At 73.5% G+C, this 19,576-nt stretch carries 17 protein-coding genes; 6 read left to right on the forward strand and 11 right to left on the reverse strand.

Annotated elements, in window-relative coordinates:
* Nucleotides 1-19: 19 nt before the first annotated feature.
* Nucleotides 20-868, reverse strand: a complete 849-nt coding sequence (locus DSM104299_RS06530) for an alpha/beta fold hydrolase (RefSeq protein WP_272476483.1) — start codon at nt 866-868, stop codon at nt 20-22.
* A gap of 78 nt (nt 869-946) precedes the next feature.
* Here DSM104299_RS06530 and DSM104299_RS06535 point away from each other — a divergent pair, with 78 nt between their 5' ends.
* Nucleotides 947-1,405 (forward strand): globin domain-containing protein, encoded by a 459-nt coding sequence (locus tag DSM104299_RS06535; RefSeq protein WP_272476484.1) that lies wholly within the window; start codon nt 947-949, stop codon nt 1,403-1,405.
* 12 nt (nt 1,406-1,417) lie between these two features.
* Here the strand turns inward: DSM104299_RS06535 and DSM104299_RS06540 are convergent, their stop codons facing one another.
* The gene (locus DSM104299_RS06540; RefSeq protein WP_272476485.1) at nt 1,418-2,506 is read right to left on the reverse strand and encodes a hypothetical protein; all 1,089 of its coding nucleotides are present in this window, start codon (nt 2,504-2,506) and stop codon (nt 1,418-1,420) included.
* A 73-nt stretch (nt 2,507-2,579) separates the two neighbouring features.
* Complete coding sequence (locus tag DSM104299_RS06545; RefSeq protein ID WP_272476486.1) at nt 2,580-4,208, reverse strand: L,D-transpeptidase family protein; 1,629 nt, start codon at nt 4,206-4,208, stop codon at nt 2,580-2,582.
* Nucleotides 4,209-4,376: 168 nt separating this feature from the next.
* Between DSM104299_RS06545 and DSM104299_RS06550 the strand changes: the two genes are divergently transcribed.
* Nucleotides 4,377-5,369, forward strand: a complete 993-nt coding sequence (locus tag DSM104299_RS06550; protein WP_272476487.1) for a PKD domain-containing protein — start codon at nt 4,377-4,379, stop codon at nt 5,367-5,369.
* A 9-nt stretch (nt 5,370-5,378) separates the two neighbouring features.
* Here DSM104299_RS06550 and DSM104299_RS06555 read toward each other — a convergent pair whose 3' ends face one another.
* The 5 genes from DSM104299_RS06555 to DSM104299_RS06575 all read right to left on the reverse strand — a co-directional run bounded on the left by DSM104299_RS06555 (nt 5,379) and on the right by DSM104299_RS06575 (nt 11,032).
* Nucleotides 5,379-6,932 (reverse strand): M1 family metallopeptidase, encoded by a 1,554-nt coding sequence (locus tag DSM104299_RS06555; RefSeq protein ID WP_272476488.1) that lies wholly within the window; start codon nt 6,930-6,932, stop codon nt 5,379-5,381.
* 21 nt (nt 6,933-6,953) lie between these two features.
* Nucleotides 6,954-7,715, reverse strand: a complete 762-nt coding sequence (locus tag DSM104299_RS06560; RefSeq protein WP_272476489.1) for an SDR family NAD(P)-dependent oxidoreductase — start codon at nt 7,713-7,715, stop codon at nt 6,954-6,956.
* Nucleotides 7,716-7,743: 28 nt separating this feature from the next.
* A complete protein-coding gene (locus DSM104299_RS06565; RefSeq protein WP_272476490.1) occupies nt 7,744-8,763 on the reverse strand; it encodes a GGDEF domain-containing protein in 1,020 nt (339 codons plus the stop codon).
* A 152-nt stretch (nt 8,764-8,915) separates the two neighbouring features.
* Nucleotides 8,916-9,935: an L-histidine N(alpha)-methyltransferase gene (gene egtD, locus DSM104299_RS06570; protein WP_272476491.1), complete on the reverse strand. Its 1,020-nt coding sequence runs from the start codon at nt 9,933-9,935 to the stop codon at nt 8,916-8,918.
* Nucleotides 9,932-11,032, reverse strand: coding sequence for an SUMF1/EgtB/PvdO family nonheme iron enzyme (locus tag DSM104299_RS06575; protein WP_272476492.1), 1,101 nt, complete (start codon nt 11,030-11,032; stop codon nt 9,932-9,934). The genes egtD and DSM104299_RS06575 overlap by 4 nt, the downstream gene beginning before the upstream one ends.
* A gap of 127 nt (nt 11,033-11,159) precedes the next feature.
* Here DSM104299_RS06575 and DSM104299_RS06580 point away from each other — a divergent pair, with 127 nt between their 5' ends.
* Both DSM104299_RS06580 and DSM104299_RS06585 read left to right on the forward strand, forming a co-directional pair.
* Nucleotides 11,160-11,726, forward strand: a complete 567-nt coding sequence (locus tag DSM104299_RS06580; RefSeq protein WP_272476493.1) for a TetR/AcrR family transcriptional regulator — start codon at nt 11,160-11,162, stop codon at nt 11,724-11,726.
* Nucleotides 11,723-12,895 (forward strand): MFS transporter, encoded by a 1,173-nt coding sequence (locus tag DSM104299_RS06585; RefSeq protein WP_272476494.1) that lies wholly within the window; start codon nt 11,723-11,725, stop codon nt 12,893-12,895. The genes DSM104299_RS06580 and DSM104299_RS06585 overlap by 4 nt, the downstream gene beginning before the upstream one ends.
* Nucleotides 12,896-13,165: 270 nt before the next feature.
* Here DSM104299_RS06585 and DSM104299_RS06590 read toward each other — a convergent pair whose 3' ends face one another.
* Nucleotides 13,166-15,151, reverse strand: a complete 1,986-nt coding sequence (locus tag DSM104299_RS06590; protein ID WP_272476495.1) for a glycoside hydrolase family 15 protein — start codon at nt 15,149-15,151, stop codon at nt 13,166-13,168.
* A gap of 173 nt (nt 15,152-15,324) precedes the next feature.
* Between DSM104299_RS06590 and DSM104299_RS06595 the strand changes: the two genes are divergently transcribed.
* Together DSM104299_RS06595 and DSM104299_RS06600 are read left to right on the forward strand one after the other, a co-directional pair.
* A complete protein-coding gene (locus DSM104299_RS06595; protein ID WP_272476496.1) occupies nt 15,325-17,637 on the forward strand; it encodes an MMPL family transporter in 2,313 nt (770 codons plus the stop codon).
* A gap of 32 nt (nt 17,638-17,669) precedes the next feature.
* Nucleotides 17,670-18,122 (forward strand): hypothetical protein, encoded by a 453-nt coding sequence (locus tag DSM104299_RS06600; protein ID WP_272476497.1) that lies wholly within the window; start codon nt 17,670-17,672, stop codon nt 18,120-18,122.
* Here DSM104299_RS06600 and DSM104299_RS06605 read toward each other — a convergent pair.
* Both DSM104299_RS06605 and DSM104299_RS06610 read right to left on the reverse strand, forming a co-directional pair.
* Nucleotides 18,119-18,370, reverse strand: coding sequence for a hypothetical protein (locus tag DSM104299_RS06605; RefSeq protein WP_272476498.1), 252 nt, complete (start codon nt 18,368-18,370; stop codon nt 18,119-18,121). The two genes, DSM104299_RS06600 and DSM104299_RS06605, sit on opposite strands and share 4 nt — an antisense overlap.
* 159 nt (nt 18,371-18,529) lie before the next feature.
* The gene (locus tag DSM104299_RS06610; RefSeq protein WP_272476499.1) at nt 18,530-19,492 is read right to left on the reverse strand and encodes a GGDEF domain-containing protein; all 963 of its coding nucleotides are present in this window, start codon (nt 19,490-19,492) and stop codon (nt 18,530-18,532) included.
* Nucleotides 19,493-19,576: the final 84 nt, after the last annotated feature.

Genomic DNA, 19,576 nt, shown 5'->3' on the forward strand with positions numbered 1-19,576 from the left:
GGTTCAAGTGCCCTTGAAGTCAAGCGCCAGCGTTCGTCGCCGCACCGAGCAGCCAGTCCAGCGCGACCGGGATCGCGGCGAGGATCGAGACGTGGCCGTCGCGGGGGCGCAGCCAGAGCTCGGCGGTGGGGACGAGGCCGAGCAGGCGCTGCGCGTGCGCGGCGGGGATGACGCGATCCTCGCCGCCCTGCACGAGCAGGACCGGCGTCGCGATCGCGCCGAGGTCGAAGCCCCACGGCGCGGCGAACGCGACGTCGTCGTCGATCAGCCCGTCCGGGCCGGCGGCGCCGGCGGCCAGCGCGTCGTCGCCGAGCGCGGTCCAGGCCGACTGCAGCGCCGCCCAGTCGCGGGCCGTGAACGACTCGGTGTCGAACGTCTCGGTCTCGGCGTGCGCCGCGCGGGCCGGCCGGCCGTCGAGGGCGGCGCGCAGCCCACCGGGGTCGCGCATGCCGGCGAAGAAGTCGACGGCCGGGTCGTAGGGCGCCGGGCAGGCCAGGCAGACCGCGCCGCTGACGCGCTCCGGACCCAGCAGCGCCGCGCACGCCAGCGCGTGCGGCCCACCGCCCGACGCCCCCATGACCGCGAATCGCGCGACGTCCAGGGCGTCGGCGATCGCGGCGACGTCGGCCGCCGCGCTCGCGACGGTCCGGCCCGGCTGCGGCGTCGACCCTCCGTAGCTCGGGCGCGCGTAGGAGATGTGCCGCAGCCCGCGCCGTCGCGCCGCCGCGACCACCGGCGGCAGCGGCGCACCGGTCTGCGGCGAGCCGGTGTGCCAGATCAGCGCCGGCGCGTCGGGCTCGCCGGGCGCGCTGTCGTAGACCCGCAGGCTGCGGCCGTCGGGGAGCGGGACGTCGTGGGCTTCGGTCATGTACCGGTTCAGACGCTAGGCGAGCGCTCGGGTCATCGGCGGGACGCGCGGGCGGCGCCATCTGCGACGCTCCGTCCCATGCGGCCGTCGCTCTTCGCGTTCGCCGGTGGAGAGCCCGCCTTCCTCGCGCTCGCCGAGGCGCACCACGCGCGGTGCCTCGCCGATCCCGAGCTCAACCACCCGTTCTCGCATCCGGACCAGCACCCCGAGCACGTCGCGCGGCTCGCGGCCTACTGGGCGGAGGTGCTCGGCGGGCCGCCGGACTACTCGACGGCGGCGCGCGGCACGCAGTCGCGGCTGCTGCTCATGCACGCCCACAACGGCGACATGGGCGATCTCGGCGAGCGCTTCCTGCGCTGCTTCGACGCGGCGCTGGACGACGCCGGCCTGCCCGAGGATCCCGCGTTCCGGGCCTGCCTGCACGACTACATGCGCTGGGCGATCGACGACGTCCTCGTCTACGGGCCCAAGGACGCCGAGGTCCCGCGTGGCGCCGCGATGCCGCGGTGGGGGTGGGACGGGCTGGAGCGGAGCTAGCCCCGCGATGGGCTAGCCGAGCTGGACGTGATCGGCCTCGGCCGCGCCCGCGAACGGGCGGGTCAGGCCGTAGTGGCGCAGCGTCGCCTCGGGCACGCTCTCGACGCCCGGCGTGTCGGACGCCTCGCCGCGGGTGTGCGGGTCGTCGGCGAAGCCGCCGACCTCGACCGAGTGCTGCGGCGAGCGGTAGCCCGACAGGCCGATGAGGTGCAGGTGCAGCGCCTTGCCGAGGACGTCGAGGCGCGCCGCGAGCGCGGGCTCGTTGCCGACCGAGTAGTTGGTGCCCGCCGCCGGGAAGAAGCCGTAGGCGCCGGCGTGGCCGGCGAACGTCCCTGCGCCGCCGGCGGGCAGGCCGGGGCCGGCGTCGTCGAAGCCCGCGGCCTGGGCCTGGAGCTTGGCGAGCTGGTCCTCGAGGCCCTTGCGGTGCGCGCGCAGGCTGACGAGCTGCGCCTGCTTCTTCGCGCGCGACTGCTGCACGCCGATCTCCCGGCCGAGCAGCTCCTCCTTGATCTGGTCGACCTGATCGCGCTCGATCAGCGCCGCGGCCTTGACGCGCTGCTGCTGGGCGACGAGGGCGGAGAGCCGCTTCGTGGCGGTCGTCACCTCGCTGCGCGCGCGCTTGACCGAGACCGTCGTGGAGGTGTTGCGGTCGGCGACCGCGTGCATGTCGTCAGCGGTCTGGACGAGGTCGGAGAAGCTGTGGGAGCCGAGGACGACCGAGATGATGTCGGGCCGGTCGACCTCGTACTGCGCGACGAGCTGCTGGCTGAGGACCGACCGGTCGTGGGCGTAGGCGAGCTTGAGCTTGACCAGCCGGGCGCGCGCGGTCCGCAGCCGCGACTGGAGGCCGTTCAGCTGGACCTGCTCGATGTCGAGGCTCTGCTGGAGGCCGACGAGCCGCTGGCGGAGGTCGTCGACCCGGACCGCGTAGCGGTGGATCCGCTGCGCGTCGGACCCGATCTGCGACGAGAGCGACCGGTCCTTGCCCTTGGACGACGAGATCTGGCCCGACAGGTCGGCGGTGGCCGGGGCAGCGGCGAGCAGCGCGACCGAGACGGCCGCGGCGAACACGCGCGCGGAAGGACGAGCACGGCCAGGCATCAGCGGCGCGCAACGCTAACCGGCGCGTGCGCGGATCCTGCGATCTGCCGTGCAGCCACGCCCGGCCGCCGCACTAGTGCTCGATCGTGACCAGCGTGCCGATCGGCGTGTACGGCCAGATCTTCTTCGCGGCCGCCTCGGGCAGCTCGACGCAGCCGAGGCTCTGCGGCGTGCCGAACGACGCGCGGTTGAACTGGTGCAGCGCGTCGCCGCCGTTGAAGTAGGACACCCAGCGGACGCCCGGGTCGTTGTAGTGCGAGCCGTCCGGGTTGGTGCCGCTCATCGTCGTCGACCGCAGGTGCTCGAACACCGGGAACGTCCCGAGCTCCGTCGGCGCGGCCGGCACGCCGGTGTTGCCCGGCGACGTGAGCACGACGTGGCCGTTGTGCCACAGCGTCAGCAGCTGCGGCGTGTCGCGGTGCACGTAGACGTAGGAGTAGCCCGTGTCCCGGCGCTTGCCGGCGATCGTGTCGGCCAGCAGCGCCTGCCAGACCGCCGGCCCGGCGAAGCCGTCGACGGTCAGGTGATGGTTGTCCTGGAACGTCATCAGCGCGCCGCGCAGGATCGTGTTGGGCTGGCCCTCGGACCAGAGCCGCTTGAGCTCGCGCGGCGTGTTGCCGTAGGTCCAGGAGAACGTCCCGGACGGCGCGTCGACCGCGGCCGCGGCCTGCGCCGCGCGGGTCCGCGCGACGTCGGCGCCGTCGGCCGGCGCCCAGGACAGCGGCAGGTACCCGGCCTGGGCGAGCAGCTGCTCCAGGCGCAGCGTCGACGGCGCCGGCACCGTGTAGGTCAGCTGGCGCGTCGTGCGCGTCGTCGCCCCGGAGACGACCGCGAGGGCCTTGGGCAGCGTGACGTGCACCGTCCCGCCGCCGATCCCGAACCCGGAGCCCGAGGGGGTGAAGACGAGCGTGTGGTCGTCGGGCTCGGTGAACGTCCCGGACGTCTTGGGCGCGATCTTCGGCCGCTGGCCGTCGAAGACGTCGGCGACCTTGCCGGCGAACGTCATCCGGATCGTGCCCAGCGGCGAGAGCTTGGCGCCGGGCGCCGGCAGCACGCTCGCGGCGGGCTGGTCGGTCTTCGGGAACCACGTCACCTTCGTCGCCGGCTGCAGGCGCTCCCAGGTGCGGGCGGCGATCGCGACACTCGTCGTGCCGGCCGCGGCTCGGTCGCCGCCACTCAGGGCGATCGTCCGCGTCGCGGGCCGCAGCGTGCGGCGCGCGGCGCTCGCCCCGGTGACGACGCCGGCCGCCGCGCCGTCGAGCGCGACGGTGACGGGCGCGCCGTGGGCGATGGTCAGCCAGTGCGACGCGACCGCGACCGTCGGTGTCGTGACGACGAGGTGCTCGCTGCGCGTCCGGCCCAGCGCCCAGCCGATCGCGCCCGGCCGGCGCACGACCGCGTCGAGGCTGATGCGCTCGCCGGGCGTGAGGCGGATCTCCGGCGTCAGCCGGCCGTCGCGCACGTCGAGCGGGACGGCCTTGCCGCTCGGCGTGGTGGCGCGCACGGACTGCAGGGAGCCGCCGAAGGTCTGGACGTCCAGGCGCGCGAGGGCCGTCCGGTCGCCGCGCAGCGCGACGCCGGCGTGGGCCAGCCCCGCCCAGGCCAGCCCGGCGAGGCCGAGCACGGGGACGAGCGCGAGCCAGTGCTTGCGCGGCCGCGGGAGCCGCTGCCGTCGAGGTGGTGGTGCCGTCCGTGTCGCCACGGGGCGACACGGTAGAGCCGCCGGCCCCGCTCCGGCTCCACTTGCACGATGTGCTGCAGCTTCCTCGCCAGTTCTGCGGGAACGGCGGAGGTGCGGGAAGGATCCGCGCGGCCCGGTGTCTCACGCTGCGTGAGGGCTCTGCGCGCAGCGGCGGCGGTCATCGCGGTCATGGCATCGACGGGCGCGAGCGCGCGGGCCGCGGACCAGACCATCACGTTCCCGACGGGCGCCGCGGCCGGGGCCTACGCACCGGCCGACGTCCACGTCGACCCCGGCGACGCCGTCACGTTCAACGGCGCCTTCGCCAACCATCCGCTGGTCTGGAACGGCGGCGAGTTCGCCACCCAGAACGCCGGCATGACCATGTCGTTCACCTTCGGCGCGCCCGGCCTGCATCGCTTCCACTGCCAGATCCACGCGTCGATGGTCGGCAGCGTCGACGTCGCCGGCGACCAGCTCGGCACGCCGGACTTCACGTTCGCGCCCGCCCAGCCGCAGACCGGGCAGCTCGTGACGTTCAGCGCCACCGCGTTCACCGACCCCGACGGGTCGATCGCGCGCTACGAGTGGGACCTCGACGGCGACGGGACGTTCGAGGCCACCGGCCAGACCGCGACGCACCGCTACGACGCGCCCGGGTCGGTCACCGCGGCGCTGCGCTACGTCGACGATCGCAACGAGACGTCGTCCGCCACCACGCACGCCTTGACGATCGTGCGCGGCGCGGGCGGTGGGTCCGGTGGGACGGGAGGCGGCGCGCCGATCCAGCCGGGCGCGCCCGGAAGCCCGTCCTCGCCGGCCGGTGGGACGCAGGGCGCGGGCTCGGGCGACGCGGGGACGAAGGCACCACGCCTTCGCATCGCCGCCCGCGCCCTCGCGTTCCACCACAACAAGGCGAGCGTCGCGCTCGCGGCGGTACCGGCCGGCGCCACGCTCACCGCGACGCTCGAGCGCGCCGGCGCCACGCTCGCGACCGGCCGCGTCGCCACCGCGCGCGCCGGGACCAAGACCATCACCTTGAAGCTCACGCGCGCGGGGATGCGCGCGCTGAAGCGCGCACACGGACGGGTGCGCGCGACGCTCACGGTCGTCGCCCACGCCCGCAAGGGCGACGCGGCGACGACCGTGCGCAGGACGCTCAGCGTCTCGCGCCGGCGCTGACCGGCGGCGTTACTTCCGCGGGCGCTCCCCCGCAGGGGCCAGGAGCGGCGCGACCTTCGCGGCGCTCTCGTCGACGACCGGGTCGACCTTCCAGTCCGGATGGCCCGGCATCGGCGGCGTCGTCGTACCGTAGGCCCACGCGCGCAGGAAGCCGCTCAGGTCCTGGCCGGAGACGCGCGAGGCCAGCGCGATGAAGTCGTCGGTGCTCGCCGAGCGACCCTCGTAGGCCCGCAGCCACTCGCGCTCGATGCGCTGGAACGTCGCCGTCCCGACCTGCTGGCGCAAGGCGTACAACACGAGCGCGCCGCCGTGGTAGCGCTGGAGGTCGAACAGCGTGTCGCTGCTGGACGGCAGCGCGACCGGCCCGCTGTCGGCGCGCCACTGGTCGCCGTGCGCGTAGACGGCCTTCATCAGCTCGTCGAACGTCGCGTAGCCGTCGTCGTCGGGGTAGCCCGTCGTGTCGTCGACCAGCTCGCCCTTCTCCTCGGCGTACAGGAACTCGTACCAGCTGGCGTGGCCCTCGTTGAGCCACAGGTCGCTCCACGTCGCGGGCGACACGCTGTCGCCGAACCACATGTGCGACAGCTCGTGCAGCAGCGTCGGCTCCCACACGCCCTGACCGTAGTCGAACCACGTCGTGTCGACGAGCTCGAGCGTCTGGCTCTCCAGCGCGAACCCGATGTCGGCCTCGACGACGAGCGACCCGTACAGGTCGAACGGGTAGCGCCCGACGCGCTGCTGCATCCAGCCCATCTGCGGGCCGGTCACCGAGTCGACGAGCGGGCCGATGCTGTCGGTGACCGGCGCGGCCGTGACGTCGCGGATCGGGACGCCGGCCTGGACGCCGTGGGACTTCACGTCGAGGGCGCCGACCGCAAGCTGCAGCAGCTCGGTGGCCATCGGCTGGCGCTGGAGGTAGACGAAGTGCGCGCGGCCGCCGGCGGTCCAGCGCGCCACCGGCACGCCGTTGGAGACCGCGGTCTCGCCGGCCGGCACGTCCATGCGGACGTCCCACGTCGCCTTGTCGGACGGGTAGTCGTTGGACGGCAGGAAGGAGTGCGCCCAGTTCGGCTGCCCGGCGGTGGCCGAGCCGACCGAGTGCTGGAAGAACGCGGTCGTGCTCTCGTCGTTGCCGTCCGGCACCGTCGGGACCGCGACGAAGTTGGAGACCGTCACCAGGAACGGCGCGCCGTTGGCCAGCGGCTGGCGCGGCGTGATCACGAGCTCCTCGCCGTCGCGCCGCCACGCGGCGGCACGGCCGTTGACCGCCACGCCGCCGACCGACTGGCCGGCGAAGTCGAGGTCGAAGCGCGAGAGCGCCTGCGTCGCCCGGGCCAGCAGCGTGACCGTTCCCTGCATCGGCGACGACGGCGCGCTGGTGGCGTAACGGACGTCGACGTCGTAGTGCTGGACGTCGTAGCCGCCGTTGCCCAGCAGCGGGAAGAGGCGGTCGTCGAGCCCGGCGGCCCCGGGCGTCGGCGTGGCCGCGGGCGGTGCGGCGGCGGCGGCCGACGAGGCGAAGACGGCGGCCGCCGCGAGCGAGAGGACGAGTGCGCGAAGCATCGCGCGACTCTACGCCTGGGTTCAGCGCGGCGCCATGCGAATCGCGCCGTCCAGACGGATCGTCTCCCCGTTGAGCATGGGGTTGGCGACGATCTGCTCGGCCAGCAGCGCGTACTCCGACGGGCGGCCCAGGCGGGGCGGGAACGGGATCGTCTTGCCCAGCGACTCGCGCGCCTCCTCGGGCAGCGCCGCGAGCAGCTGCGTGTCGAACAGGCCGGGGGCGATCGTGTTGACCCGGATCCCGTACTGCGCGAGGTCGCGCGCGACCGGCAGCGTCATCCCGACCACGCCGCCCTTCGACGCGCTGTAGGCCACCTGGCCGATCTGGCCGTCGAACGCCGCGACCGACGCGGTGTTGACGAGCACGCCGCGCTCGCCGTCGGCGTTGGGCTCGTTGGCGATCATCTTCGCGCTCGCCAGCCGCAGGACGTTGAACGTCCCGATCAGGTTGATGGCGATGATGACCTGGAAGGGCTCCAGCGGATGCGGGCCCTTCGAGTTGGCGACCTTCTGCGCCCAGCCGGTGCCGGCGCAGGTCACCGCGATCCGCAGGCCGCCGTCGCCCTCGGCGGCCGCGTCGACCGCCGCCTGGACCTGGTCCTCCTCGCGCACGTCGACCGCGACGAACCGCGCGCCGATCTCGGCGGCCAGCGCCTCACCGCGCTCGGCGTTGACGTCGGCGATCGTGACCACCGCGCCGCCCTCCGCGAGCCGCCGCGCGGTCGCCTCGCCCAGCCCCGAGGCGCCGCCGACGACGAGCGCACCACTCCCGTTGATCTCCATGGGCGGGACCCTATGCGAGGAGGCCCTCCTAGGGCGCCGAGGGCGTGGGCGCGCGCACGAGCCCGTCCTTGCCCGCCGCCTTCGAGCCGCGCAGCGCCTGGTCGGCGCGCTCCAGCAGCTCGGCCGGACCCTCGGGCTCGACCCATTCGGCGACGCCGCAGGAGACCGTGATGCCCTCGTGGCCGCCGTCGGGCCGGGCGATGTGGATCTCGCGCAGGACGCGCAGCGCGCGCGCCGCCGCGATGTCGACTCGCGGCCCCTTGACGTTGGGGAGGATCACGACGAACTCGTCGCCGCCGTAGCGGGCGACCTGGTCGAAGCTGCGGTACTCCGCGCGCAGCGCCTCGGCGACGTGGCGCAGCAGCGCGTCGCCGGTCCCGTGCCCGTAGGTGTCGTTGACGCGCTTGAAGTCGTCGAGGTCGAGGATCGTGACCGCCAGCGGCGTGCCCTGGCGCCGGGCGCGCGCGATCTCCTCGGACAGGCGCTCGCGCATCGCGCCGTGGTTCAGGCAGCCGGTGAGCGGGTCGATCGCGGCGGCCAGCCGCGCGTCGCGCAGCGCGATCGCGGTCCCGGCCAGGTCGGCCAGCGCCGACGCGGTGTGCAGCTCGCCCTCGGCCCACGCACGCGGCCGGCGCGCGCCGAGCAGGACGACCGCGCGGACCGTGCCGCCCGCGTTGAGCGGCAGCACCGCGGCGCTGACCAACCCATAGGCCTTGATCAGCTGCGCCGGCAGCGCGCCGTCGACCGAGGCGTCCGGGATCGTGACCGCCTGGCCCGCGTCGGCGACCCAGCGCAGCGCGTCCGGGACGTCGTCGCGGCGCAGCACGTACTCGTCGGCGCCGGGCGGGGCGCCGCCGTTGCCTGCGCGGTCGGTGGCTACGACGCCGTACGCCGGCTGCCCGCCGGACAGCACGACGACGTGCGCCTGGTCCACGCCGAGGATCGCGACGAGCTCCTCGCCGAGGGCTCGTTGGATCGCCGGCAGGCCGGCGTCGCGCTGGGCAAGGCGCGCCAGTCGCTCAACGCTCTGCAAGAGGCGTCGCTGCATCCAGGATCTGTTCGCTCTCCCACCCGGCCGCGGCGCTGAACTCGCAGGTCGTCCGTGCCTGTGCGCCGCCTCGGACCGGTCTGATGGCGAACAGTCTAGAAGTAGAGCTTCGTGGTGGGAAGGGGAGGTTTCCGCACCATCGGCTAGGTGTTCTACGACGACGTGCTGCGAACGCGCGCGAGGTTCAGCGCGAAGAGCCCGTCGTCGTCGGTGAGCGAGTCGCACAGCTCCATCCCGGCCGCCGCGAGGTCGCCGCGGATGCGCTCGGGCGTGAACTTCGCGCTGATCTCGGTCCGCAGCTCCTCGCCGGCGGCGAACGTCAGCCGCAGCCCGAGCTGGCCGACCGTGACGCGCTGCGGACGCCGGGCGCGCAGGCGCATCTCGATCCACTCTCGGTCGCGGTCGAAGAACGCGACGTGCTCGTAGGCGTCGACGGCGAAGTCGGCGTCGAGCTCGCGGTTGAGCACGGTCAGCACGTTGCGGTTGAACGCGGCGGTGACGCCGGCGCTGTCGTCGTAGGCCGCCTCCAGGACCGCCGGGTCCTTGACGAGGTCGGTCCCGATCAGGAGGAAGTCGTCCGGGCCGAGCAGGGCCGACAGCGACCGCAGGAAGCGGCGGCGCGAGCCGGGCGTGAAGTTGCCGATCGTCCCGCCGAGGAACGCGACGATGCGCGGCCGCCCGTCGACCGGCGGCGGGACGTGGCCGAGGTGGCGCTCGAAGTCGCCGACGATGCCGTGCACCCGCAGCCCGTCGAACGCCTCGACGAGCGTCTGCGCGCTGGACCTCACCATGGACTCGGTGACATCGATCGGCACGTAGCGGTCCAGCGTCCCCGCCTCATGCATCGCGGCCAGCAGCAGGCGCGTCTTCGCGGCCGTGCCGGAGCCCAGCTCGACGAGCTCGGCCGCGCCGGTGATCTCGACGATCTCGGCGGAGCGGTCGGTCAGGATCGCCCGCTCGCAGCGTGTCGGGTAGTACTCGGGCAGCTCGCAGATCTGGTCGAAGAGCTGCGCGCCGTGCTCGTCGTAGAAGTGCTTGGGCGGCAGCTCCTTGAAGGGGCGGGTGAGGCCGTCCAGGACGTCGTCGGCCAGCGTGCGGTGCTCGCCGCCGCCGAGGAAGGACTCGATGACGACGCGCTCGTGCGTCGCCGCGGCCAGGGGAGAGGGGCTCATGAGGTGGGGTCCTCGAGATCGCGGACCAACCGGACGCCGGCGAAGATCTGCCGGCGCTCGGGGAGGTCCCAGTTGCGGAACGTGGGGGTCGCCACGCGACGATGCGTCGCCCAGGACCCGCCACGCAGGACGTGGTGCTTGTCGCCGAAGAAGACTTCGGAGTACTCGCGGTACGGATGGGCGGCGAAGGCGGGGTAGCCGCGGAACGGCGAGGCGGTCCACTCCCACACATGTCCGACGCCGTCGAGGCGGTCGGCGGTCTTCTCCCATTCGGCCTCGGTGGGGAGCCGTGCTCCGCACCACCTGGCCATGGCGTCCGCCTCGAACCAGGAGACGTGGCAGACCGGCGCGTCAGCAGGCCCGGTCGCCACGCCAGCGTGGTGCGTGATGTCGTACTCCTCCTTCCAGGCCCAACCCTCGGCCGACCACCACTCGCGCCGGACGTAGCCGCCGCCCTCGACGAAGCGCAGCCACGTGGCGTTGGTGACGGGGTGCTGGGCGATCTGGAAGCCGTCGAGGTCCACGGCGTGCCGGGGGCGCTCGTTGTCGTAGGAGAAGCGGCCGGGCGGCGCGCCGAGCGCGTGGGTGCCGGCGGGCACGACGAGCCAGCGGTCGGTGCCGTCGCCGCGCTGGGGCGACAGGCGCGGCTCGCCGGGCGGCAGCAGGCCGGCGAGCGCCATCGCCTGGCGCATCGTCTCGGTGTGCTGGAGCTCGTGCTGGAGCACCATCTCGTGGATCACGGGGTCGGTGCCATGGGCCTCGACCGCCGCGATCGTGCGGTCGCGCACCGCCTCCATGTAGACCAGCGCGTCGGCGTGGTCGAGGATCTCGAGGTCGCCGCGGACGGCCCGCGGCGTCTCGAACGCGTCGTACAGCGCGGCGAGGTCAGGGCGCAGCAGCGGCTGGTCGGCGTGCCGGTGGACGAGCCAGAGGTCCTCGTAGGCGGCGATGTGCCCGAGGTCCCAGACCAGCGGGCTCATGATCGGCGCGATCTGGCGCTCGAGGTCGGAGACCGGAAGATGGGACACGAGATCGAGCGTGCGCTGGCGCACCGCGGCGAGGTCTTCGATCAACGTGGCGGCTTCGGTGACCGTCATGGGTGGCCCTGTCCTGCCCTGCCGCCCAGACGTTACACGCGAACTTCGACGCTTCGACCTGCTCGACGCGACGGTGCGCCGATCGGGTGTGTGACGTACATGTAACAGTCTGGTACGGTTCCGTCCCATGCTCCTCGACACCGACCGCCTCGCGCAGCTTCGCGACCAGCTCGGCCACCGCGACTGGCAGGAGCTCACCGTCGCCGAGATCGCGGCCGCGGTCGGCGTCTCGCGGATGACGATGCACCGCCACGGCGTGGGCAAGGACGAGGTGCTGGTCGCGCTCGCCGAGCTGCTGGAGCAGGAGTTCCGCGACGCCGCGCTGCCGGTGCTGGCCGCGGGCGGGACCGCGCGCGAGCGCCTGCGCGGCGCGCTCGCGTCGGTGTGCGAGATCGACGAGCGCTACCTCGGCGTCTTCGCGGCGCTGAGCACCGCGCTGGAGCGCGTCTTCCACGAGCAGGGCGACGGCGAGGTCCTGACGCGCGAGCTGTTCACCGGCACGCTGCGTCGGCTGCTGGAGGCGGGCGCGGAGGACGGCTCGATCGCCGGCGTGGCCGACCCGGCAGAGACCGCGACGCTGATCTTCAACGCGACCGGCCACACCTACCGCCACCTGCGCACCGGCCACCGCTGGCCAGCCGACAAGGCGCGCGAGCGGGTGGTGGCGCTGGTCGTAGACGGGCTGCCGGGATGAGCCTGGACCGCCGCCGTCTGGGGATGCTCGCGGCCGGCCACGGCGCGGTCGACCTCTGCCAGGGCGCGGTGCCCGCGCTGCTGCCGTTCCTGATCGCGGCGCACGGGCTGAGCCTCGCGTCGGCGACCGCGCTGCTGACCGCGGCGACGATCGGCTCGTCGATCGTCCAGCCGCTCTTCGGGCTGTGGGCCGACCGGCTGTCCTCGCCGCTGCTGCTGCCCTTCGGCCTGGCGGCGGCGGGGCTCGGCCTCGGGGCCGTCGGCTTCTGCGACTCCTACATGATGCTCGCGGCCGCGCTGTTCGTCAGCGGCCTCGGCGTCGCGGCGTTCCACCCGGAGGCCGCGCGCCTGGCCGGCGCCGCGTCGGGCGACGAGCGCGGCAAGGGCATGTCCTACTTCTCGGTCGGCGGGAACCTGGGGTTCGCGCTCGGGCCGCTGCTCACCGCGCCGGCGATCGCGGTGCTCGGGCTGGACGCGACGCCGCTGCTGGCGATCCCGGGCCTCGCGCTGGCGGTGGTCACCGCGCGCCGGCTGCCGGCGCTGGCGGTGGCGGAGGACGACGCCGCGCACCCGACCGCCGCCGCGACGTCGCCGACCACCGAGCCCGCGCAGTGGTGGCCGTTCGCGCGCCTGATCGCCGCGGCCGTTTCGCGCACCGGCGCGTTCTTCGCGCTCCTGGCGTTCATCCCGGTGTGGGTGATCCACCACTTCGACGGCTCGACGGGCGGCGGCGACGCGATCCTGACCGTGATGCTCGTCTTCGGCGCGCTCGGCACGCTGATCGGCGGGCGCTGCGCCGATCGCTTCGGCCGCCGCTCGGTGCTCGTGACCGCGATGGCGCCGCTCGCGCTGCTGCTGCTCGCGCTGCCCCACGTCGGGCTCGTGCCGTTCGTGGTCCTGGTCGCCGCGATCGGCTTCACGGTCGACGGCCCGTTCTCGACGACCGTCGTGCTCGGCCAGGAGTACCTGCCGGGCCGCCACGGGCTGGCGTCGGGCGTGACGCTGGGGCTGGCGATCGGCCTTGGCGGCCTGGTCGCCGCCGGCCTCGGCGCGCTGGCCGACGCGACCTCGCTGGGGACGACGATGGCCGTGCTGCCGGTCATGGCGCTCGTCGCGCTGGCCAGCGCCGTGTCGCTTCCGGAGCCCGCGCGGGCAGCCCGGCGGGCATGACAGCTCGCCGAGGCCCTCGAAGGCCACCGGCGGCTGGGTCTCCGACTTCCTCCGCCGTCGCGCCCGCCGGCCGACCCGCGGCCGATCGCGCTGCTCGCGACGCAGGTGGCAGCGCGCATGCGCGCGGCCTGAACCAGGTGCTCCGCCGCGGGTCGCGCGTTCCTGCGGCCGGCATCGTCGTGGCTGACGTCGCTGGCGCAGCGGCAGCGTGCGCCCGCACGTGAAGCGCGTCAGCGACCGTCAGCGGGCGAGGCGGCCCGCAGGATCGCGCTACTCCGGGTTCTGCTGCTCGTCGCGGATGACGTGCATGACCGCGTTGATGAGCGCCAGGTGCGTGAAGGCCTGGGGGAAGTTGCCGAGGTGGCGGCCCGTGGAGGCGTCGAGCTCCTCGGCGTAGAGGTCGAGCGAGGACGCCAGCGACAGCAGCCGCTCGCAGAGCTGGTGGCCGCGCTTGCGCTCGCCGATCTCGATCAACGCGCTGACCAGCCAGAACGAGCAGATCAGGAACGTGCCCTCCTCGCCGGTGAGGCCGTCGTCGGTCTCCTCGGTCCGGTAGCGCAGGACCAGGCCCGCCTCGGTGAGCTCGTCCGCGATCGCCATCACGGTGTTGCGGACGCGCTCGTCGTCGTGGGGCAGGAAGCGGACGAGCGGGATCAGCAGCAGCGACGCGTCGAGGTTCTTGGACCCGTAGTACTGCGTGAAGCGCCCGTTCTCGTCGACGCCGCGCTCGAGGATCTCGGCGTGGATCTCGTTGGCGACCATGCGCCAGCGGTCGGCGAGGTCGTCCTTGCCGCGGCGGGCGGCCAGGCGCGCGCCGCGGTCCAGCGCGACCCAGCACATCAACTTGCTCGAGACGTAGTGCTGGGGGTCGCCGCGCGACTCCCAGATGCCCTGGTCGGACAGCCGCCACGAGGCGATCGCCTGCTCGACCTGGTCGTGGATGACCGGCCACAGCCGCGCGCTGTTGTGCCCGTACTCCTTGGCGTGCAGCCAGAGCGAGTCGAGCACCGCGCCGAAGACGTCGTTCTGGCGCTGGCGGTAGGCGTCGTTGCCGACGCGGACCGGCCGGGCGCCCTCGTACCCGGTGAGATGGTCGAGCGTCTCCTCCTCCAGCACGCGCTCGCCGCCGATCCCGTACATGATCTGGAGCGCGCCGTCCTCGTTGCGGCCGAGGTCGGCGACGAACTGGATGAAGTCGTCGGCCTCCCAGTTCAGGCCGAGCGAGTGCAGGCCGCTCAGCGTGAACGTCGCGTCGCGCATCCACGTGTAGCGGTAGTCCCAGTTGCGCACGCCGCCCGGCGTCTCGGGCAGCGACGTCGTCGGCGCCGCGACCAGCGCGCCGGTCGGCGCGTAGGTCAGGCCCTTCAGCGTCAGCGCGCTGCGCTCCAGGTGGTTGCGCCAGCGGTGGTCCGGGAAGTCGGCGTCGGCCAGCCAGCCGCGCCAGTACTCCGACGTGTGCTGCAGCGCGGCGCTCGCGTCCTCCGAGGTCCGCGGGCCGTCGAGCAGCCGCGACCACGACAGCGCGCAGAACCGCGTCTCGCCCTTCTCGAGGCGATGGCGCGCCCGCGCGAGGCCGCCCTCGATGCCGAGGTTCATGTCCGACATCAGCCGGACGGTCCTGCCGCCGTCGGTGGCGTCGAAGGCGAAGGAGTCGTTGGGGACCGTCGACCACGTCGCCGGGATGCGGCCGTAGTCGAACATCGGCTCGCAGAGCATCTCGATCTGCGCCTGGCCGTGGATGCACGTGATCGTGCGGACCAGGACGTGGTGGGCCTCGAAGTCGGTGGGCGGCCGCGTGTGCGCGGTCGCCGAGCCCTGCGTGCGCTCGCGCCACGGGCCGATGACGAGCGCGTCGCGGACGACGACCCAGCCCGTCGGCGTCATCCACGTGGTCTCCAAGATCATCGTGCCGGGCTCGTAGCGGCGGCCGGCCGGGACGCCCATGGCCGACGGGCCGAGGCGGAAGCCGCCGGCGCTGCGGTCCAGGATCGCGCCGAAGACCGACGGCGAGTCGAAGCGCGGCGGGCACAGCCACTCGATCGTGCCGTCCGGCGCGACCAGCGCGCCGGTGTGGCAGTCGCTCAGGTAGCCGTAGTCGGCGATCGGCGGGAACGCGGAGCGGACGGGCGTGCGCTCGACGAACGGCGTCGTGTCGCGGACCTCGACGCGGCCCGGGTCCATCGCGCCCGCGCGCGGCGGGTGGCCGTTGGGCGTCGTCTTGGTCGGAGCGCTGGCGATCTCGGTGTGCGGGTCCATGGTCGGTTCTCCGGTGATCGGCCGGAGACTAGCGAGGATCCAGCGCGGTTCCGGGCGGTGACCTGCGCTCTCAGGGTCATCCCGACCGAACCCCTACGGGTGGGGATTCCCCCACGCACACCCGCCAGTCGCCCGCATGGCGGTGCGGTGGTCCCGCGGCGAAGCTTGCGGTCATGACCTCCTCTCCTCCTCCCGCGCAGCACTCCCCGTCGCTCGCAGCGCGCATCGGCCGCTGGAGCACGCGGCATCGCGGCAAGGCGATCGCCGGCTGGCTGGCCTTCGTGCTGGCCGCTCTGGTGATCGGCAACGCCGTCGGCACCATCACGCCCAGCGACGACGGCTCCGGCCACGGCGACTCGGCCACCGCCGATCGGATCGTCAACGACGCCTACCCCGACCAGGCGTCCGAGACCGTCCTCGTTCAAAGCGAGCACGGCAGGAAGGCGACGGACCCAGAGTTCAAGGCCACCGTCAACGCGGTGATCAAGGGCGTCACCGGCAAGCCCGGCGTCGTCGAGGTGCAGTCCCCGTACGGCAAGGGCGCCGGCGGCCAGATCTCCCCCGACGGCCGCAGCGCGCTCGTGCAGCTCAAGATCGACGGCGACGACGACCTGACCGAGAAGCGCGTCGACGCGGTCGAGGCCGGCGTCAAGGCCGCGGCCGCCGCCCACCCGGCGCTGTTCGTCGGGCAGTTCGGCGACGCATCGGCCGACAAGGCGTTGAACAAGGCCTTCGGCGACGACTTCGCCAAGGCCGGCATGCTGTCGATCCCGGTCACGCTCGTGATCCTCGTCCTGACCTTCGGCGCGCTGATCGCCGCGGGCGTCCCGCTGCTGCTCGGCGTCACCGCGGTCGTGGGCACGATCGGCCTGCTCGGCCCGATCAGCCACGTCGTCTCGCTCAACGACTTCATCAACGAGGTCGTCCTGCTGGTGGGCCTGGCCGTCGGTGTCGACTACTCGCTCTTCTACCTGCGTCGTGAACGCGAGGAGAAGGCGCGCGGGCACTCACCGAAGGACGCGGTGGCGATCGCCGCGGCGACCTCGGGCCGTGCCGTCCTGATCTCCGGCGTCACCGTGATCACGGCGATGGCCGGGATGCTGCTGGCGGGCGACTCGACGTTCACCGCCCTGGGCATCGGCGCGATGTTGGTGGTGTTGGTCGCGATGCTCGGCTCGGTCACCGTGATCCCCGCGCTGCTGAGCGGCTCGGGCAAGTGGCTGGAGCGCGGGCGCATCCCGTTCCTGGGCAAGCGCATGGCCAAGGCGCGCGAGCGTGACGTCGAGACCGGCGGCAAGGGCTGGAACCTGATCCTCAACCCGGTCCTGCGCCACCCGGTCGTCTCGGTCGTCTCCGCCACCACGCTGCTGCTGGTGATGGCGTCGCCGCTGCTGCACATGCACACCGCCGACAGCGGCGTGGACGCGATCCCGCGGAACCTGCCGGTCATGAAGGTGTACGACAAGATGCAGGCCGCGTTCCCCGGCGGCGAGATCCCGGCGACCGTGGTCATCAAGGCCAAGGACGTCCGGACCGAGAAGATCGCCAAGGCGGTCGACGGGCTGAAGCGCGACGCCCTGGCCAGCGGCCAGGTCAAGCGGCCGATCGACGTGTCGATCTCGCCCGACCACCACGTCATGTCCATCGACCTGCCGATCGTCGGCAACGGCAACAACGCCGCCTCCAACGGCGCGCTGGCGACGCTGCGCGGCGACGTCGTTCCGAAGTTCGCCGCTGCGGCCGGGACCAAGGCGTACGTGACGGGCGACACCGCGGGGTCCAAGGACTTCAACGACCTCATGAAGTCGCGCTGGCCGATCGTCTTCGGCTTCGTCCTCAGCCTCGCGTTCCTGCTGCTGCTGATGACGTTCCGCTCGATCGTGATCCCGATCAAGGCCATCGTGTTGAACCTGCTGTCGGTCGGCGCCGCCTACGGCGTGCTGACCTGGGTCTTCCAGGACGGCCACGGCGAGAAGCTGCTCGGCTTCAACTCCACCGGGTCGATCACCAGCTGGCTGCCGATGTTCCTGTTCGTGATCCTCTTCGGGTTGTCGATGGACTACCACGTGTTCATCCTCAGCCGGATCCGCGAGGCCTACGACCGCGGCATGAAGACCGAGGACGCGGTCGCGAGCGGGATCCGGACGACGGCCGGGACCGTGACCAGCGCGGCGATCGTGATGGTGGCGGTGTTCGCGATCTTCGCCACGCTCAGCTACTTGGACTTCAAGATGATGGGCGTGGGCCTGGCGACCGCGATCCTGATCGACGCGACGATCGTCCGGGCCGTCCTGCTGCCGGCGACGATGAAGCTGCTCGGCGACTGGAACTGGTACCTGCCGAAGTGGCTCGAGTGGCTGCCGTCGCTGGGCCACGAGGAGTCGGCGGTCGCCGCCGCCGCGGGTCCCGCGCCCGTGCGGATCCCGTCGCGCGACGTGCTCGACGATGAGCGCGACGACGACCGGGAGGCCGCCGGCGTCGCCTGAACGCCACGCCGCGCGGGGGGTACGGTTGGCTCGTGACCAGCGAGCTGCCGCCCCCGCGTCGCGTCGCCCCGCCGTCGGGGATGGCGCCGCCCAGCGCGGCGCCATCGCCCGTTCCGGGGTCGGACGCCGTCGTGGATCTCGTCGCGCTGGCCGCCGCGGTCTGCGAGCGGTACTACGCGGAGTTCGCCGACGAGGACGCCGTCTATGGCGACGTCGGCCGGCTCTGGTGCCAGCACGACCTCCAGCACCTGCTCAACTGGGCGGCGCTGGAGGTGGCGGGCGGCGGTCCACTGGGCCCCGAGGTCGCCTGGCTGGCGCGCGTGCTCGAGGCGCGCCGGTTTCCGATCCTGCGCCTGGCGTGGTCGCTGGACCTGGGCGCCGACGTGGTGCTCGACGAGCTGGGCGAGGGCGCGGCGCCGATGGCCGAGGCGCTGCGCGGGGCGGCGCGGATGATCCGCGTGCGCGGGACGTTCTTGGAGGACTAGCGGTTGGCGTAGTCCTCGTCCTCGCCGTGGCGGGCGATGCCGGCCGGCGTCGCCGACCAGGAGGCGGCGTCGACCTGCTCGACGAGGCCCTCGGCGGCGAGCGAGGCGAGGTTGAGCGTCGTGCGCAGGTCGGCGCGCCCGCGGCCGAGGCGCTCGTCGAGGTCGGCGACGGCGACCGGGACGCCGGGCGCGTTGCCCGCGAGCTCGGCGAGGGCGGTCAGGACGTGGAGGAGATCGCGGCGGCTCATGGGGGACCGCAGATGGTGGCGGTCTTCAGCCAGCCTGTCACGTCGAGCTGCGTCCGGACCTTTGTCCAGGCGCCGTCGCGCCGGACGATCCGCAGCGCCTGGCCGAGGCGGACCGAGCCGTCACCCCAGCGACCGGGCGGTAGGCGACGACGGTCCGGCTCAGCGGGCGTGCTTGATCGCGTAGAGCTCGCGGTCGGCGCGCTCGAGGCAGGCCGCGAGCGGCTCGTCGGCGTCCCAGCCGGTCACGCCGGCCGACCAGGCGACCGGGTGCGCGGCGCGCAGGCGCAGCAGGACGGCGCGGGCCTCGTCCGGATCGGTGTCGGGCATCAACACGATGAACTCGTCGCCGCCGGTGCGGGCCAGGACGTCGTCGGCGCGCAGGGCGTCGCGCCAGGCGGCGGTCGCCTCGGCCAGCAGGCGGTCGCCGGACGCGTGGCCGCGCTGGTCGTTGACCGCCTTGAAGCCGTCGAGGTCCAACGCCGCGACGGTCACGACCCGCTCGCGCCGGCGCCGGCGCAGATGCATCCGGCGCGCCGCCTCCTGAAGCCCGGAGCGGTTCAGCGTGCCGGTGAGGTGGTCGGTCGACATCCGGCCGAGCATGATCCGGCTGACCTGGCTGACGACCGCGCCCGCGGTGACGACCGACAGCGACAGCAGCAGCCACGCGGTGAAGAGCCCCGGCAGGCCGGCCGCCAGCAGGCCCGCGCCGAAGCCGGCCGCGACCAGCGCGCCGAACCACGCCCACGCGCTCGGGAAGAACGCCGCGACATAGACCGTGAGCCAGACGTAGGCGAACGCGTCCGCCATGGCGCCGCCGGCCGTGTGCGCCCGCGTGACCAGGAACGAGTTCAGCGCGCAGACGACGCAGACCTCCGCCAGCAACGCGCCGCGCCGAACACGGTCGCCGAAGACGAACGTCCCCGCGGCCAGCGCGAGGGCGACGACGACCATCACCGCGCCCAGCGTCCGCGGCGCCTGGTCGCTCATCGGGAACGCGACGCCCGACGCCAGGCACGCGGCAGCGCCGCCTAGCAGGGCGGTGAGCGCCTTGACCTCGGGCGACCGGGCGCGGCGCCGGCGGGCGGCGGGATCGATGGGCGAGTCGGCGGCGACGCTGGCCATCTACCCCCGCTTGTCGGCCGAGCGATGCGGAACTTTGACGCCCCGTCTTCGCGCTGACCCCGGAACCTGGACCATCGGCGGGGC

The organism is Baekduia alba (genome assembly GCF_028416635.1).
In the GTDB taxonomy this organism is placed as follows: Bacteria; Actinomycetota; Thermoleophilia; order Solirubrobacterales; family Solirubrobacteraceae; genus Baekduia; species Baekduia alba.

What these genes read in the sequence shown, in the direction of transcription:
- DSM104299_RS06530 (WP_272476483.1), bottom strand. Translation starts at nt 868, where the DNA reads ATGACCGAAGCCCACGACGTCCCGCTCCCCGACGGCCGCAGCCTGCGG.
- DSM104299_RS06535 (WP_272476484.1), top strand. Translation starts at nt 947, where the DNA reads ATGCGGCCGTCGCTCTTCGCGTTCGCCGGTGGAGAGCCCGCCTTCCTC.
- DSM104299_RS06540 (WP_272476485.1), bottom strand. Translation starts at nt 2,506, where the DNA reads ATGCCTGGCCGTGCTCGTCCTTCCGCGCGCGTGTTCGCCGCGGCCGTC.
- DSM104299_RS06550 (WP_272476487.1), top strand. Translation starts at nt 4,377, where the DNA reads ATGGCATCGACGGGCGCGAGCGCGCGGGCCGCGGACCAGACCATCACG.
- DSM104299_RS06555 (WP_272476488.1), bottom strand. Translation starts at nt 6,932, where the DNA reads ATGCTTCGCGCACTCGTCCTCTCGCTCGCGGCGGCCGCCGTCTTCGCC.
- DSM104299_RS06560 (WP_272476489.1), bottom strand. Translation starts at nt 7,715, where the DNA reads ATGGAGATCAACGGGAGTGGTGCGCTCGTCGTCGGCGGCGCCTCGGGG.
- DSM104299_RS06565 (WP_272476490.1), bottom strand. Translation starts at nt 8,763, where the DNA reads ATGCAGCGACGCCTCTTGCAGAGCGTTGAGCGACTGGCGCGCCTTGCC.
- egtD (WP_272476491.1), bottom strand. Translation starts at nt 9,935, where the DNA reads ATGAGCCCCTCTCCCCTGGCCGCGGCGACGCACGAGCGCGTCGTCATC.
- DSM104299_RS06575 (WP_272476492.1), bottom strand. Translation starts at nt 11,032, where the DNA reads ATGACGGTCACCGAAGCCGCCACGTTGATCGAAGACCTCGCCGCGGTG.
- DSM104299_RS06580 (WP_272476493.1), top strand. Translation starts at nt 11,160, where the DNA reads ATGCTCCTCGACACCGACCGCCTCGCGCAGCTTCGCGACCAGCTCGGC.
- DSM104299_RS06585 (WP_272476494.1), top strand. Translation starts at nt 11,723, where the DNA reads ATGAGCCTGGACCGCCGCCGTCTGGGGATGCTCGCGGCCGGCCACGGC.
- DSM104299_RS06590 (WP_272476495.1), bottom strand. Translation starts at nt 15,151, where the DNA reads ATGGACCCGCACACCGAGATCGCCAGCGCTCCGACCAAGACGACGCCC.
- DSM104299_RS06595 (WP_272476496.1), top strand. Translation starts at nt 15,325, where the DNA reads ATGACCTCCTCTCCTCCTCCCGCGCAGCACTCCCCGTCGCTCGCAGCG.
- DSM104299_RS06605 (WP_272476498.1), bottom strand. Translation starts at nt 18,370, where the DNA reads ATGAGCCGCCGCGATCTCCTCCACGTCCTGACCGCCCTCGCCGAGCTC.
- DSM104299_RS06610 (WP_272476499.1), bottom strand. Translation starts at nt 19,492, where the DNA reads ATGGCCAGCGTCGCCGCCGACTCGCCCATCGATCCCGCCGCCCGCCGG.